This is a genomic window from Thioclava arctica, from assembly GCF_040892615.1.
Classification (GTDB): Bacteria; Pseudomonadota; Alphaproteobacteria; order Rhodobacterales; family Rhodobacteraceae; genus Thioclava; species Thioclava arctica.
Genome location: NZ_JBFRYC010000002.1, coordinates 426,619 through 440,492, shown reverse-complemented (window position 1 = coordinate 440,492; position 13,874 = coordinate 426,619). Strand labels below are relative to the sequence as shown.

At 62.1% G+C, this 13,874-nt stretch carries 15 protein-coding genes and 1 tRNA gene; 6 read left to right on the top strand and 10 right to left on the bottom strand.

Translation table 11 applies throughout. The features are described 5' to 3' along the window. Positions 1-31: 31 nt before the first annotated feature. Both AB4874_RS04910 and AB4874_RS04905 read right to left on the bottom strand, forming a co-directional pair. The gene (locus tag AB4874_RS04910) at positions 32-1,318 is read right to left on the bottom strand and encodes an O-acetylhomoserine aminocarboxypropyltransferase/cysteine synthase family protein (RefSeq protein WP_295532664.1); all 1,287 of its coding nucleotides are present in this window, start codon (positions 1,316-1,318) and stop codon (positions 32-34) included. A 78-nt stretch (positions 1,319-1,396) separates the two neighbouring features. Continuing rightward, positions 1,397-2,401: a GT-B fold glycosyltransferase domain-containing protein gene (locus AB4874_RS04905; RefSeq protein ID WP_368391151.1), complete on the bottom strand. Its 1,005-nt coding sequence runs from the start codon at positions 2,399-2,401 to the stop codon at positions 1,397-1,399. Positions 2,402-2,474: 73 nt separating this feature from the next. On the opposite strand from AB4874_RS04905, the gene AB4874_RS04900 reads away from it, so the two are divergent. Continuing rightward, positions 2,475-2,882, top strand: a complete 408-nt coding sequence (locus AB4874_RS04900; protein ID WP_368391150.1) for a hypothetical protein — start codon at positions 2,475-2,477, stop codon at positions 2,880-2,882. Between the two features lie 22 nt (positions 2,883-2,904). Here the strand turns inward: AB4874_RS04900 and AB4874_RS04895 are convergent. Next, positions 2,905-2,988, bottom strand: a tRNA-Tyr gene (locus AB4874_RS04895). A 143-nt stretch (positions 2,989-3,131) separates the two neighbouring features. Between AB4874_RS04895 and rlmB the strand changes: the two genes are divergently transcribed. Continuing rightward, on the top strand, positions 3,132-3,908 hold the full coding sequence (gene rlmB / locus AB4874_RS04890; protein ID WP_295532876.1) for a 23S rRNA (guanosine(2251)-2'-O)-methyltransferase RlmB: 777 nt from the start codon (positions 3,132-3,134) through the stop codon (positions 3,906-3,908). A gap of 177 nt (positions 3,909-4,085) precedes the next feature. Beyond that, complete coding sequence (locus tag AB4874_RS04885; protein ID WP_368391149.1) at positions 4,086-4,511, top strand: CoA-binding protein; 426 nt, start codon at positions 4,086-4,088, stop codon at positions 4,509-4,511. On the opposite strand, the gene hrpB is transcribed toward AB4874_RS04885, so the two are convergent. Beyond that, the gene (hrpB, locus tag AB4874_RS04880) at positions 4,508-6,940 is read right to left on the bottom strand and encodes an ATP-dependent helicase HrpB (RefSeq protein ID WP_368391148.1); all 2,433 of its coding nucleotides are present in this window, start codon (positions 6,938-6,940) and stop codon (positions 4,508-4,510) included. The genes AB4874_RS04885 and hrpB overlap by 4 nt on opposite strands. 6 nt (positions 6,941-6,946) lie before the next feature. Next, on the bottom strand, positions 6,947-7,696 hold the full coding sequence (locus AB4874_RS04875; RefSeq protein WP_295532873.1) for a DUF3108 domain-containing protein: 750 nt from the start codon (positions 7,694-7,696) through the stop codon (positions 6,947-6,949). Between the two features lie 129 nt (positions 7,697-7,825). Between AB4874_RS04875 and meaB the strand changes: the two genes are divergently transcribed. Further along, positions 7,826-8,812, top strand: a complete 987-nt coding sequence (gene meaB, locus AB4874_RS04870; protein WP_368391147.1) for a methylmalonyl Co-A mutase-associated GTPase MeaB — start codon at positions 7,826-7,828, stop codon at positions 8,810-8,812. A 15-nt stretch (positions 8,813-8,827) separates the two neighbouring features. Here meaB and AB4874_RS04865 read toward each other — a convergent pair whose 3' ends face one another. The 3 genes from AB4874_RS04865 to AB4874_RS04855 form a co-directional block, all read right to left on the bottom strand. Further along, positions 8,828-9,385, bottom strand: coding sequence for a copper chaperone PCu(A)C (locus AB4874_RS04865; protein WP_368391146.1), 558 nt, complete (start codon positions 9,383-9,385; stop codon positions 8,828-8,830). A 146-nt stretch (positions 9,386-9,531) separates the two neighbouring features. Then, the gene (gene rpmB, locus AB4874_RS04860) at positions 9,532-9,819 is read right to left on the bottom strand and encodes a 50S ribosomal protein L28 (RefSeq protein WP_295532870.1); all 288 of its coding nucleotides are present in this window, start codon (positions 9,817-9,819) and stop codon (positions 9,532-9,534) included. Positions 9,820-10,010: 191 nt separating this feature from the next. Continuing rightward, positions 10,011-10,709 (bottom strand): NAD-dependent deacylase, encoded by a 699-nt coding sequence (locus tag AB4874_RS04855; RefSeq protein WP_368391145.1) that lies wholly within the window; start codon positions 10,707-10,709, stop codon positions 10,011-10,013. 28 nt (positions 10,710-10,737) lie between these two features. On the opposite strand from AB4874_RS04855, the gene AB4874_RS04850 reads away from it, so the two are divergent. Beyond that, complete coding sequence (locus AB4874_RS04850; RefSeq protein ID WP_295532868.1) at positions 10,738-11,193, top strand: low molecular weight protein-tyrosine-phosphatase; 456 nt, start codon at positions 10,738-10,740, stop codon at positions 11,191-11,193. Positions 11,194-11,206: 13 nt separating this feature from the next. Here AB4874_RS04850 and AB4874_RS04845 read toward each other — a convergent pair whose 3' ends face one another. Together AB4874_RS04845 and AB4874_RS04840 are read right to left on the bottom strand one after the other, a co-directional pair. Beyond that, on the bottom strand, positions 11,207-11,518 hold the full coding sequence (locus AB4874_RS04845; protein ID WP_295532867.1) for a hypothetical protein: 312 nt from the start codon (positions 11,516-11,518) through the stop codon (positions 11,207-11,209). A gap of 219 nt (positions 11,519-11,737) precedes the next feature. Beyond that, positions 11,738-11,926: a heavy-metal-associated domain-containing protein gene (locus AB4874_RS04840; protein ID WP_295532866.1), complete on the bottom strand. Its 189-nt coding sequence runs from the start codon at positions 11,924-11,926 to the stop codon at positions 11,738-11,740. 142 nt (positions 11,927-12,068) lie between these two features. Between AB4874_RS04840 and lepA the strand changes: the two genes are divergently transcribed. Continuing rightward, on the top strand, positions 12,069-13,868 hold the full coding sequence (lepA, locus tag AB4874_RS04835) for a translation elongation factor 4 (RefSeq protein ID WP_295532865.1): 1,800 nt from the start codon (positions 12,069-12,071) through the stop codon (positions 13,866-13,868). The last annotated feature ends 6 nt before the right edge of the window (positions 13,869-13,874 follow it).

The following is a 13,874-nucleotide window of genomic DNA, read 5'->3' as shown; positions in this document are numbered from 1 at the left end:
GCGCCCATGAATGCGCGCGGGGCTGCAAGGCTTAGGCTGTTGCGGCCGTCAGCGCCTGATCAAGATCGGCGATCAGATCGCTGGCATCCTCGATCCCGATCGACAGGCGTACCACATTGGGCGCGGCGCCTGCGGCAATTTGCTGTGCTTCGCTAAGCTGGCGATGCGTTGTCGAGGCGGAGTGGATGATCAGCGAGCGCGTGTCACCGAGGTTGGCGACATTGGAGAACAGCTGGAGGTTGTTCACCAGTTGCACGCAGGCCTCATAGCCGCCCTTCACCGCCACGGTGAACAGCCCGCCTGCGCCTTTCGGGCAAACGGTCTTCACCCGCTTGTGCCAAGGCGAGCTTGGCAGCCCGGCATAGGTCACAAGTTCAATCCGCGGGTCATTTTCCAGCCACTCAGCAACGGCCTTGGCGTTGGCGACGTGTTTTTCCATGCGCAGACTCAGGGTTTCGATTCCCATCAGGGTGTAATGGGCGCCTTGCGGATTCATCGTCATGCCAAGATCGCGCAGCCCGATCGCGATGGAGTGGAAGGTAAAGGCCATCGGCCCCAGCGCCTCGTGGAATTTCAGCCCGTGATAGGCGGGTTCGGGGGCGCTGAGCGAAGGGAATTTGCCCGAGGCCGACCAGTCGAACTTGCCGCTATCCACGACGCACCCACCCGTGACCGTACCATTCCCGGTCATGTATTTCGTCAGTGAATGCACGACCAACGTCGCACCCATCTCAATAGGGCGGCACAGGTAAGGCGTGGCCAGCGTGTTATCCACGATCAGCGGCAGCCCGACCTTATCGGCCAGTTTCGCGATGGCGGGAATGTCGGTGATATAGCCGCCGGGGTTTGAGATCGACTCGCAGAAAATCGCGCGGGTGTTGTCGTCGATGGCGGCTTCCAACGCGCCCAGATCATCGAAATCCACGAAGGTGCAGGACCAGCCAAAGCGTTTGATCGTGTGGGAAAACTGGGTGATCGAGCCGCCGTAAAGCCGGGTCGAGGCCACGATGTTCAGCCCCGGCCCCATCAGCGGGAACAGCGCCATGATTTGCGCCGCATGGCCAGAAGAACAGCATACCGCGCCCGCGCCGCCCTCAAGGGCTGCCACCCGCTCGGCCAGTTTCGACACGGTCGGGTTGGTCAGGCGCGAATAGATGTAGCCGACCTCTTCAAGGTTGAACAAACGCGCGGCGTGATCAGCATCTTTAAAGACATAGCCGGTGGTTTGATAGATTGGCGTCTGCACCGCCCCGGTCGCAGGATCGGGCGCCGCTCCGGCATGGATTTGCAGCGTGTCGAATTTGTAATCGGACATCATGGTCTCCGTGGTGAATGCGTTGCGCGGACGTTATCGCCACGCTCAAAGGGCTTCAAACACATTCATTCACGCGCATATTCAGCGCATCCACATGCCTTCACGCCGGATCCGGTTGCGCAGCATTTTTTCGGTGCGCGGCAGGCCTTCAGAGGTGAAGATCGCGCGCAGCTTGCGCCCCTTGCCCTGAAAGATCAGCTTTTTCGCCGGTTCGTAAACCTTCAGAACCTTCTTGATCGGATTGGGGGCGACCAACGCCTCGAGCGTGTCGATCACCGCATCGCTTTCGCGCGCATAAAGCAGCGGCAAGGCGCGGTAATGGCATGACACATCGCCATCCAGCCCCTCCAGCTTTGGCCCCGGACGCCCGCCGCCAAAGGAATGAATCACCAGCGGCAGCGCAATCTGATCGAGCCAGGGATCGAACACCTGACTGGCCAGTTCATCGGGCGGATCGTCGCGGATTTCACGCGCAAAGCGTAGGAAACGCGCGCCGAATTCTGCCGGATCGGCCCCAAAGAACCAACCGGCGTTGAAATACATGTAGCGACGCCAGTATTCATCGGGCTGGCTCAGATCGAGCGTATCTTCGAAGCCTTTCAGCCCGAACCTGTCATAGAGCGATTTCCAGATCGCCGTGTAGCCGGGACCGTAAAGGGGCGGGATGGGCCAAGTGCCTTCGCGCTGCATCGAGGCCGAGGGGCAATCAAAATCGAACCCGACCTGCGAGAGCGGCGCAGTGAACAGGGTATCCGTGTCGAAAAACACGAAAGGCTCGCTTGCGGGCAGGGCGGCAAGCGCCTCGATCTTGTTGCCATAGGGGTAGGATTGGCCAAACACTTTGCTCTCGAACGGCACGATCTGTGCGCCTGCGCCTTCGAGGATCGCGCGCACCGGGTCGGAAATTCGCGTCTGGCCTTTCCAAAGCGGGCCGGGTTGGGGCTCGGCAATCATCAAGCGGCCTTCGAACTTGGGATTTGCGGCAACAAAGCTTAGAATAAAGGGGATAGCCTCGTATTCCAGCCGACCGCTCTGTGCGATACAGACGACGTTGAAGGGTTGTGGTTGCGCGCGTTTCGCGGCCATAATTGACCTGTCCCCGGTTCTAATTTCACGCAGTATAGCGCGAATGTTTAGGGGCGAAAGTGGGTGAGGGCGTATGATACGCAAACTATTGACGATACTGGCGTTTTCCTGCTCAACCCCAGTGTGCGCGCAGAATTTTACCACCGCCGGAGAAGTGCGCCCGATCCTGGATATGACGCGGGGATCTTGGGTGGCGATCCGCGAGTATGGTGGAAAAGATTTGATATATTTCACGCATCTTTTGGCGTGGCGCTGTGGCTTGAGCGAAATTCGCTATGGCCTGAACGGGGCCGCCCCCAACATCCTATTCAAAATGGAGCCCTGCCACGAGGGCACCGCCCAGCCCAATGCGCTTTCGGGCGATGACGTGTATCTTTCGCAGCCGAAAGGTTCGGTAAGCGAGGTGGAGGTGCAGCTGATTTATGACGATGGCAGCCACGAAGAAGCCCGCTTTGCGCGCGATGCCATCTTGATGCAGTAATCACCAATCCTGAGGGGGGGAATGGTGGGTGACCCTGGAATCGAACCAGGCGTGGGTCGCCCCGGCGGAGTTACAGTCCGCTGCCGCACCTTGCAGCACGTCACCCGACGCTGGGCGGGAGATACAAAAGGGGGCCGGGGGCGTCAAGAGAGAGATTGACGAAAAATCCCCTGATTGCATCCACGCAAGGCGCGCCGGGCTTGCAAAGCGGGCTTTGAGCGGCCATTGCAGGGCAAAAGGAGAGCTGCGATGAAAAAACCGACCTGGGTGATTGATAAAGAACGTGCGCGGCGCGCGTCTGCCTCGGAAACGGTGTGGCTTTTCGGGCTGCATGCGGTGCGCGACGCGCTGCAAAACCCGATGCGCGAGCGGCTGCGGCTGGTCTGTGGCAAGAATGCCGCCGATAAGCTGGCTGAGGCGATCGGGATTTCGGGCATGGAGCCCGAGATCGTCGATGTGCGCAAATTCGCCTCGCTCGTGCCAATCGCGGCTGATTCTGTGCATCAAGGCGTCGCACTCGAGGTCAAGCCGCTGGATTGGGGCAAGCTGCGCGATGCGTGCTCGCATGCGCGCCTTGTGGTGGTGCTGGATCGCGTCACCGACCCGCATAATGTGGGCGCGGTGCTACGCTCGGCCGAGGTGTTCGGGGCGGCGGCTGTGATCGCGCCCCATCGTCATTCCGCGCCCGAAACCGGGGCCTTGGCGAAAACCGCGAGCGGTGCGCTGGAGCGTCAGCCCTATATGCGCGTCAAAAACCTGTCGGACGCGATGGAAGAGTTGCGCGGCATGGGCTTCCGCCTGCTGGGCCTTGCCGGTGAGGCCGAGATGACTCTGGCCGATGGGCTGGCCGAGGCAGGGGCCGATCCGATTGCGCTGGTGCTTGGGGCCGAAGGGCCGGGGATGCGCGAAAAGACCCAAGAGACCTGCGACCGCCTCGTCAGAATTCCGTTTTCTGGCGAATTCGGCTCGCTCAACGTTTCCAACGCGGCGGCGGTGTCGCTCTATGCCGCTGCAAGCCGGATGTGATCACAAAAATGCGAGCGGACGGGTGTGCCTCTTTAACGGCGCAGATTGATACCCATGTTTCTAACCGGAAGCGCGATTTCGGAACCTTCGCGCTTCAAGTTCACTGTCCCTCGTTCCGCCACTTCAGCGCCCCGACCATTTATGGTTTGGGCGCTTTTTTCTGACCCGGAGGCTTTGATGACCGATTCTGACCTGCGTGACATCCTTAGCGAGACCCGCGTGATTGCGGTGGTCGGCATATCGAACAAACCCACACGCCCATCGCACGAGGTTGCGCAGTATTTGCAAACCAAGGGCTATCGCATCGTGCCGGTCAATCCGGGTTTGGCGGGCCAGACGCTGCTGGGCGAGACGGTCTATGCCGATCTGGGTGCGGTTCCGGCCGATTTGAGCGTTGATATGGTGGATGTCTTCCGCCACTCCGAGGCGGTGCCCGAGGTGGTCGAAGACGCTTTGGCCCATTTGCCGGGGCTGCGTACGATCTGGATGCAGTTGGGCGTGGTGCATGAGGGCGCGGCCGAGCAGGCGCGCGCCAAGGGGGTCCGGGTGGTGATGAATCGCTGCCCGAAAATCGACTATCCGCGGGTGATGGCGGGCGTCTAGGTGCCGCGCGGTTTGGCGCGCAGGGTCGGGTCGGCCTCGCGTGGGTCTTCGGGCCAAGGGTGCCTGGGATAGCGCCCGCGCATGTCCTTGCGCACATCGCTATAGGAGCCGTCCCAAAACCCCGGCAGATCCATCGTGACCTGAATCGGTTTGTGCCCCGGCGACAGCAGCGTCACGCGCAGCGGCAGGCGTTTCGGGCCGACCGTGGGGTGGGTGGTGACGCCAAACATTTCTTGCAGGCGAATCTCGATGCCGGGCGCGTCGCCAGCGTAATCAATCGGCACGCGTCGCCCCAAAGGCGTTTCGAAATGGCCCGGCGCGAGACGGTCGATCAGCTGCATCTGCTCCCAATCAAGGCTGGCGCGCAGGGCCTCGGTGACGTCGAGCTTGCGCAGGTCGGCCTCGGATCGCTTGCCCTTCAGATAGGGTAGTAGCCAGTGCTCGGCGCGCGCCAGAAGGGCCGCGTCGGTGAAGTCGGGCAGATCCGCGCCTTGCCCGCGCAGCAGCTCGACGCGCGCTTGCAGGCGCTGGGCCGCAGGCGTCATCGGCAACCCGATCTGGCGCAGCCCGTCCAGCGCGCCCAAGGCGATCGCCTCACGCGGGGCGTCTTTCCAGATCCGGTCGTCCAGAACCAGCGCGCCAAGGCGTTCCTGCTTGCGCGCGAGCACGCGGCCCTCGCGGCGCGACCATTCGCAAACATCGTGCCAGCCGATCTGGTCGGCGAATAGCGCGCGGATCTGCGCCTCGGATATCGCGATGCCCTGACGCACGCGGGCCTCACGCGGGTCGCCATCCAGATCGGTTGCCACGATCAGACGCTCTGCACCCAGCGGGTCGCCCTCGGCCACCACGGCCCCTTTGCCGCCCGACAGCACATAGCGGGGTGCATCGCCTTTGCGCCGCAGCCCGATGCGGTCGGGATAGGCCAGCGCCGCCATCGCTTCGGGGGCAAGGCGTTGCTGAGTGGGGGGCGCAAGGCGCGCCAGACGTTTGGCCTCGGTGCGGATGCGTTCGATGGTGGCGCGATGGGCCTCGGGGCCGGGGCTGCGGATCGCGGCCAATCGCAGGCTCAGGTCGGCAGGGGCGCCGCGCAGCGGGTCACGTTCTGCCAGCAACGCGGCCAGCGGCGCGGCCTCGGGCCCGGCGCGCAGCAGCATATGGCCAAGGCGCGGATGCAGCGGCAGCGCGGCCAAGGCACGACCATGTTCTGTCAGCCCCAGCCCGTCCATCGCGCCCAGCTCAGCGAGTAGCGCGCGCGCTTCGGCCAAGGCAGGGGCGGGGGGCGGCGTCAGAAAGGCCAGATCGCTGCCATCGCTGCCCCAAAGCGCAAGCTCCAGCGCCAAGCCCGTCAGGTCGGCCACCTCGATCTCTGCGGGCGCAAAGGCGGGCAGCGCGCCCTCGGCCCCTTTGGTCCAGAGCCGATAGCAAATGCCCTGGGCCACACGGCCCGCACGTCCCCGGCGTTGCTCGGCCTCGGCGCGGCTGACGGGTTCGGTGACAAGACGCGCCATGCCCGAGCCGGAATCAAACCGCGCCCGGCGCGAGCGCCCGCCATCAATCACCACTCGGATATCTTCGATCGTGAGCGAGGTCTCCGCGATCGAGGTCGCCAGCACCAGTTTGCGCCCCGACGTGCAGGGCGCAATCGCAGCGCGCTGGGCGGCAAACTCCATCGCGCCAAACAGCGGGCGAATCGCAACGTCAGCGGGCAAGCGCCCCTTGAGCAGCCCCTCGACGCGGCGAATCTCGCCCTCGCCGGGCAAAAAGGCCAGCAGCGAGCCCTCGGTTTCCGCCGCCGCCTGTTCGATCAGCCCCGCCATCGCGCCCTCAAAGCGCATCGTGCGATCCACCGGGCGTGCGAGCCAGCGGGTCTCGACCGGATAGGCGCGCCCCTGCGAGATGATGATAGGCGCATCATCAAGCAGGGTGGCTACGGGGTCTGCATCCAAAGTAGCCGACATCACCACCAGCGCGAGATCGGGGCGCAAAGCGGTGCGCATCTCCCAGAGCAGCGCAAGGCCCAGATCGGCATTCAGCGAACGTTCGTGAAACTCGTCGAAAATCACGCAACCGACGCCCGCCAATTCGGGATCAGATTGCAGCATGCGGGTAAGAATGCCCTCGGTCACCACCTCGATCCGGGTGGCGTTCGAAGTCTTGGTTTCGCCCCGGATTCGGTAGCCCACACGCTGCCCGACGCTCTCGCCAAGGCTTTGCGCCATGCGCTCGGCAGCGGCACGCGCGGCCAGACGACGCGGTTCCAGCATCACGATGCGACCGCTGATCTGGTCGAGCAACGCAAGCGGCACCCGCGTGGTTTTGCCCGCACCGGGCGGGGCCATCAGAACAGCGCGGCCATGCGCGCTCAAGGCCGCCCGCAGATCGGGCAGCACCGCGTCAATTGGAAGAGGGGCATTCGGCGGGCTCACCCCTCCTTATTGCCGTTTCAAACGGCCTTTGCCATAGATCGTGTCGGTTTCGATCTCATCGACTTGCAGGCGGCCATTCGTGGTCGGGTCGTAATGCAGCGTAAAGGCAAAGCGACTTTTTTCGGCCATATCCTTGGCGGAAAACCCGGCGAGACGGCGGTATTCGCCCGAACAGACAACGCCCTTGCCCTCCGGTCGCGGATCAAACAGGCGCACCTGCGAGCGTTTCGCGCCGTCATACATCTTCACATCAAGCTGGCAGGCTTGATCGCGGTCAACATCGCGCAACACGGCATAAAGCGCTGTGAGCGGGTCGATTGTGCCGCCTTGTTTGGCTGGGTCCACATCGGTGTCACGCGGCTTGCGCGGCGGGACTTGGCTGACCGCGATGGGCGTGCCGTTCTTATACACGATTTCATGGGTGGACTTGCCTCGGGGCGTATCGGATTTCTCAGAAAACCGCATCGGAGTGAAGCGCCCATTGCGATAGCCGCCCGAGACGGTCGCATCGTGACGGATCTTGCGCAGTAGCCCGATCAGCCCGGCGGTTTGCAGCACCCCGTTTGCCCCGTAAGACGTTCCGACGATCTTGCCATTGATCACCAATTCGCCGGCGCGAATCCCCTTGAGGACGACGTCAAACACGATCTGATCGCTTTGATCGGCCCGCGCGGGCAGGGTGGGTTGCAATACGCCAAGTGATGCGAGCAGCGCGAACAGGGTCGCACGGCGGGCGCGAAGGAAAGTGGAGATCATAGCGCTCCTCATGGGGCAGACACTCTTTAGAGGCTGGACATAGCCTGCGCAGAGCGGGCAAGTAACCGCAAAGCCTTCACCTTTCGTATCAAACCTGACACGATCGCGAAAATCAGCGAAAGCCCGCCGATGACTGACAGAACACCCGCCAAACTTGCCCCGCGCCTTTTGCAAGGCGACCGCCGTGCCTTGGCGCGCGCGATTACGTTGGTGGAATCGGGGCGCGCCGATCATCGCGCACAGGCAAGCGCGCTGCTTGAGGTGCTGGCGAAATCGGGACGGCAGGCGTTGCGGATCGGGCTGTCGGGCACGCCCGGTGTGGGCAAATCGACCTTTATCGAGGCGTTCGGCCTGATGCTTACGGCACAGGGGCTCAAGGTGGCGGTGCTGGCGGTCGATCCCAGTTCGTCGCGTTCGGGGGGCTCGATTCTGGGCGACAAAACCCGGATGGAGCGGCTGTCGCGTGATCCTAACGCGTTCATTCGCCCCTCTCCCTCGCAAACCCATCTTGGTGGCGTGGCCCGGCGCACCCGCGAGGCGGTGGCGCTGTGCGAGGCGGCCAATTTCGACGTGGTCCTGATCGAGACCGTGGGCGTGGGCCAGTCGGAAACTCTGGTGGCTGAAATGGTCGATCTGTTCGTGTTGCTGATGGCCCCGGCGGGCGGGGATGAGTTGCAAGGCGTGAAGCGCGGCATCATGGAGATGGCCGATCTGATTTTGGTCAATAAGGCCGATGGTGACCTGAAACCCGCCGCGATGCGCACCGTGGCCGATTATGCCGGTGCGTTGCATTTGCTGCGCAAGCGCCCCCAAGACCCGCCGGGCTTTCCCAAGGCGCTGCCGGTGTCGGCGCTGGCGGATGAGGGCTTGATCAAAGCGTGGGAGGAGATGACCACGCTCGCCGATTGGCGTCGCGAGACGGGCCATCTGGAACGCCGCCGAGCGGAACAGGCGCGCCATTGGTTTGAGGCAGAGGTGCGCGAGGGGCTTTTGGCACGCCTGCGCGAAGACCCGGACATGCGCGCGATGATGGCGCAGTTTGGGGCAGCGGTCGCGGCGGGCGAAACGCCCCCCTCCGTCGCTGCGAGCGAGATGCTCAAGCGGCTGCGCAGCTAGGCGCGCCGCCCCGGTTTACATATCGCTTTCGGTTTTGTTCAGCTTGGGCTCGCCATGGGTCATCGTGCCGTGGCTCATGGTGCCATGAACAATCTGGCCATGGGTCACCGGATCTGCGTTCGCCGGCATCTCCATGCCCTGACCGCGCTTGAGGTCGACGGGAATCTCGATGGTCATATCGCCGGCCTTCTCAAAATGCAGGGTCACGCGCACCAGATCGCCTTGGTTGAGCCCGTGATTGAGCCCCATGAACATCACATGATCGCCGCCACGTTTGAGATCATGCTCGCCATGGGCGGGGATCGCAAAACCACCCTCGACCTTGGCCATCTGCATTTTGCCGCCGCCCAGATCCTTGTGGGTGTGCAGCTCCACCCGCACCGCGACATCCGAACTGGCCGAGACCAGACGGTCATCGCGATCGGTTACGTTCTTGATTTGCATGAAGGCAGCCCCCGATTTCGACATCGGGGTCGAGACGCGCATATAGGGATCCACGATCTCGATCTCATCGGCGAAAGCGGGCAGGGCCAGTGCGGTCAGCGCGGTGGCCATCAAGATCTGGCGAAACATGCGGTCTCCTTTGGAGCGTGTATCTGGTGCGTTTCGCGCATCCTAGCGCCCACGGGGGGTGATGAAAAGCCAATCACCCGATGCGGCGACGTGCAAAAACCCCGCACCAAAGGCACGGGGTTTAAACTGCATCAGCGCGGCAAAGTTCAGACAGCAGCCTGAGACTTGGCAATCGCTTTTTTGATTTTCAGCGCCTTGGTGGACAGTTCAACGTCCTTCGCCTTGGCGAGATAGGTATCGAGGCCACCACGGTGGTCAACCGAGCGCAGGCCAGCGGCCGACACGCGCAGTTTGAAGCTCTGACCCAGAGCATCCGAGATCAGGGTGACATCGTTGAGGTTCGGCAGGAAGCGACGACGCGTTCTGTTCTTCGCGTGGCTCACTTTGTTGCCCGTGATGGGCCCCTTGCCGGTCAGTTCGCAAACGCGCGACATGGCATTCATCCTTCGTTTCTTACCTGGCCCACGCAACGAATCGCGCTTTGGCCCCAACATAGAAAGGCGCCGCGTTAGGCAGCGCCCAGAAATCTGTTGGCGGGAGATACGAGGAATGGGGGGCCGCGTCAAGCGGGTGAGACAGGTTTTCGCCCGGATTTCGGCGCGCTTTGCACGAATCTTTTCAGCCCTTAGCGCCTCTGGGCCAGTTGCGCACGCACCCAGGCTGGCACGACTTGCGTGGCGGGGCCGTGACGGGCGGTATCAAACATGTCTGTGCCTGCCGACGGCTCCAGGTTCAGTTCCAGCGTTTGCACCCCCGCCATCGCGGCATCGCGTACGAACCCTGCCGCCGGGTAGACATTGCCCGAGGTGCCGATCGAGACAAACAGATCCGCGGCCTCAAGCGCGCGCACGATTTGATCCATCTGATAGGGCATTTCGCCAAACCAGACGATATCGGGGCGGGTCGCAGCGCGCGCGCAGGCGGGGCACAGATCACCTTGTGTCATCACCTCGGGGGCGGGCCAGCGATGCCCGCAGTCATGGCACAGCGCGCCTACCAGCGTGCCGTGCATGTGGATCACGTTCTGCGATCCGGCCCGTTCGTGCAGGTCGTCGACGTTTTGGGTGACGATCAGCACGGTGTGGTGCGGATCGGCCTCCAGCTCGGCCAAGGCAAGGTGGGCGGCATTGGGCTGGGCGGCGCGTGCTGCGGCGCGTCGGGCGTTGTAGAATTGATGCACCAAGGCGGAGTCGCGCAGGAAGCCTTCGGGCGTGGCGACCTCTTCGATGCGATGATCCTCCCACAGCCCATCCGAGGCGCGAAACGTGCGAATCCCGCTTTCGGCTGAAATTCCGGCGCCGGTCAAAATCACGATTCTGGACATGTGCGCTCCTTTCGTTACAACAGCCCTCATGCGTATCCTGTTTCTCTGTCTTGGCAATATCTGCCGCTCACCCGCCGCCGAGGCGATCACCCGTGCCAAAGCTGTGGCTGCGGGGCTTGATGTAACCTTTGATAGCGCGGGAACGGGCTCTTGGCATCTTGGAGAGCCGCCCTACGCCCCGATGATCGAGGCGGCGAGCGCGCGCGGCTATGATCTCAGCACGCTGCGCGCACGTCAAATCGGCCCACAAGATTATGCGGGCTTTGATCTGATTCTGGCGATGGATGAAAACAATTTGCGCGATGTGCTCGATCAAGCGCCGCGCGACATGCAAGCGCAGGTGCAGATGTTTCTAGAGGGTCCGGCAGGCCCGCAAGACGTGCCAGATCCCTATTTTACGCGCGATTTCGAAACATCGCTCGACCTGATCGAGGCGGGCGCCGAAGCGTTGGTGGCAGACCTGCTGGCCGATCAGGCAAAGTAAGCCGCCCGGCGGTTCACTGGCTGCAATAGCCCTCGGCAGTCGAGGCGAAGTTTTTGTAGCGGTCCCAGAAATCATTGTCAGATTTGCTGTCAGACATCCGAACGCTTTGTGCGCGGTCGGGATCTTTGAAGAAGCTGGCCGCACGGCGCTGGTCGCGGTTGCTCAGCGTCATGTCTGCGACTTGCTGGATGCAGCCACAGGTGGCCGCGCTATCGGTGCGCCCGGCTTTCATGCAGGCGCTGTCGATCGGCCCCGCCGCAGCGATTGAGGCAAAGCCGATAGTGGCCCCGAATGCACAGAGTCCGAGCGTCGTTTTGATGTTCATTTGCACTGCCCTCATATTTTGACCGGCTGATTTTTTGCTCGATCTTCTTTTTTTAATTGGCTTTGAAGCTAACGGAAAATCAAAGCGAAGGCAATGTAGATGGCCGAATTGCATCAATTTAGCCGATCCGATGGACCCTGTTTTCCACCTGTCGGGGGCGCGCTCGTTTGTGCCCCTAGATGTGGTCTGTACAAGCGCTTGGGACGCAGCCAAAGGGGGCTAGTCTGACGGCGTCGCCTCATAGCCTGCGGCTTTGAGCGCACTGAGAACCGTGGCGGGCGGCAGGCCGGACACCTCGACCTCGCGATCTTCAAGATAGACATCGGCGCGCCCGCCCACCTCTTCGATGGCAGCCTCGATCGCGGCTTTGCAGTGCGCGCAGGTCATATTGGGAACGGAATAGATCATGGCGTTTCTCCTTATCCTGCTCTTGCTGTGGGGCGGGGGCGAGCGAAGGTCAAGGCTGGTGTGTGCCTTGTCGGGCGGGCTTTACCCTAAAGGGCGTGCAATCCCTCTTCCCGGCCCCCATTTTCCGCGATATACGCGCGCCATGACCGATATCAAGCACATCCGCAACTTCTCCATCGTGGCCCATATCGACCACGGTAAATCCACTCTTGCCGACCGGCTGATCCAGCTGACCGGGACGGTGGCCGAACGTGATATGAAGGCGCAAATGCTCGATGCGATGGATATCGAGCGCGAGCGTGGCATCACGATCAAGGCCAACTCGGTGCGCATCGATTATCCGGCCAAGGACGGCAACACCTATGTGTTGAACCTGATCGACACCCCCGGCCATGTCGACTTCGCCTATGAGGTCAGCCGCTCGATGCAGGCGGTCGAGGGGTCTTTGTTGGTTGTGGATGCCTCCCAAGGGGTCGAGGCGCAGACGCTCGCCAATGTCTATCAGGCGATTGATGCCGATCATGAGATCGTGCCGGTTCTCAACAAGATCGACCTGCCCGCTGCCGAACCCGAGCGGGTGAAAGAGCAGATCGAAGATGTGATCGGGATCGACGCGTCGAACTCGGTGATGATCTCGGCCAAGACGGGGCTTGGTATTCCCGAAGTGCTGGAAGCCATCGTCACCCGTCTGCCCGCGCCCAAGGGTGATCGCGATGCGCCGCTCAAGGCGATGCTGGTTGATAGCTGGTATGACAGTTATCTCGGTGTTGTCGTTTTGATCCGCGTCATGGATGGCGTGATCAAGAAAGGCGACCAGATCAAGATGATGCGGACGGGGGCTGCCTATAAGCTGGACCGTCTGGCCGTGCTGAAACCGCAGATGGTCGAGATTGCCGAACTGGGGCCGGGCGAGATTGGGGTGTTCACCGCCTCGATCAAGCAGGTGCGCGACACCAAGGTCGGCGACACGATCACGCATGAGAAACGGCCCTGCGCCACCGCCTTGCCGGGCTTTAAACCCTCGATTCCGGTGGTGTTCTGCGGCCTCTTCCCGGTCGATGCCAATGACTTTGATGCTTTGCGCGACGCCATTGAAAAGCTGCAACTGAACGACGCATCGTTCAGTTCGGAAATGGAAACCTCTGCGGCGCTGGGCTTTGGCTTTCGCTGCGGCTTCCTCGGGCTGTTGCACCTTGAGGTGATCCGCGACCGGCTGGAGCGCGAATATGACCTTGATCTGATCACCACCGCACCGAGCGTGGTGTTCAAGCTGCACATGAAAAGCGGTGAGGTGCTGGACCTGCACAACCCCGCCGACATGCCCGACCTGACCCTTGTCGATCATATCGAAGAGCCGCGCATCAAGGCGACGATCCTCGTGCCTGACGAATACTTGGGCGATGTTCTGAAACTGTGCCAAGACCGGCGCGGCATCCAGATGGACCTGACCTATGCGGGTTCGCGCGCGATGGTGGTCTATGACCTGCCGCTGGCTGAAGTGGTGTTTGATTTCTACGACCGCCTGAAATCAGTGACCAAGGGCTATGCCAGCTTTGACTATCAGATCACCGGCTATCGCGAGGATTTCCTTGTGAAAATGTCGATCCTTGTGAACGATGAGCCGGTCGATGCGCTGTCGATCATGGTGCACCGGGACCGCGCCGATGCACGCGGCCGCGCGATGGTCGAAAAGCTTAAGGACCTGATCCCGCGCCACATGTTCAAAATCCCGATCCAAGCCGCCATCGGTGGCCGCGTCATCGCACGCGAGACCCTGTCTGCAATGCGCAAGGACGTGACCGCCAAATGCTACGGCGGCGACGCGACCCGTAAGAAAAAGCTGCTGGAAAAGCAGAAAGCGGGTAAGAAAAAGATGCGCCAGTTCGGGAAAGTGGAAATCCCGCAGTCCGCGTTTATTGCAGCGTTGAAGATGGATGAGTGAGACACG

Bases quoted from the DNA above. Each gene is read 5' to 3' on its own strand.
- AB4874_RS04910 (WP_295532664.1), bottom strand. From the start codon at position 1,318: ATGATGTCCGATTACAAATTCGACACGCTGCAAATCCATGCCGGAGCG.
- AB4874_RS04905 (WP_368391151.1), bottom strand. From the start codon at position 2,401: ATGGCCGCGAAACGCGCGCAACCACAACCCTTCAACGTCGTCTGTATC.
- AB4874_RS04900 (WP_368391150.1), top strand. From the start codon at position 2,475: ATGATACGCAAACTATTGACGATACTGGCGTTTTCCTGCTCAACCCCA.
- rlmB (WP_295532876.1), top strand. From the start codon at position 3,132: ATGAAAAAACCGACCTGGGTGATTGATAAAGAACGTGCGCGGCGCGCG.
- AB4874_RS04885 (WP_368391149.1), top strand. From the start codon at position 4,086: ATGACCGATTCTGACCTGCGTGACATCCTTAGCGAGACCCGCGTGATT.
- AB4874_RS04875 (WP_295532873.1), bottom strand. From the start codon at position 7,696: ATGATCTCCACTTTCCTTCGCGCCCGCCGTGCGACCCTGTTCGCGCTG.
- meaB (WP_368391147.1), top strand. From the start codon at position 7,826: ATGACTGACAGAACACCCGCCAAACTTGCCCCGCGCCTTTTGCAAGGC.
- AB4874_RS04865 (WP_368391146.1), bottom strand. From the start codon at position 9,385: ATGTTTCGCCAGATCTTGATGGCCACCGCGCTGACCGCACTGGCCCTG.
- rpmB (WP_295532870.1), bottom strand. From the start codon at position 9,819: ATGTCGCGCGTTTGCGAACTGACCGGCAAGGGGCCCATCACGGGCAAC.
- AB4874_RS04855 (WP_368391145.1), bottom strand. From the start codon at position 10,709: ATGTCCAGAATCGTGATTTTGACCGGCGCCGGAATTTCAGCCGAAAGC.
- AB4874_RS04850 (WP_295532868.1), top strand. From the start codon at position 10,738: ATGCGTATCCTGTTTCTCTGTCTTGGCAATATCTGCCGCTCACCCGCC.
- AB4874_RS04845 (WP_295532867.1), bottom strand. From the start codon at position 11,518: ATGAACATCAAAACGACGCTCGGACTCTGTGCATTCGGGGCCACTATC.
- AB4874_RS04840 (WP_295532866.1), bottom strand. From the start codon at position 11,926: ATGATCTATTCCGTTCCCAATATGACCTGCGCGCACTGCAAAGCCGCG.
- lepA (WP_295532865.1), top strand. From the start codon at position 12,069: ATGACCGATATCAAGCACATCCGCAACTTCTCCATCGTGGCCCATATC.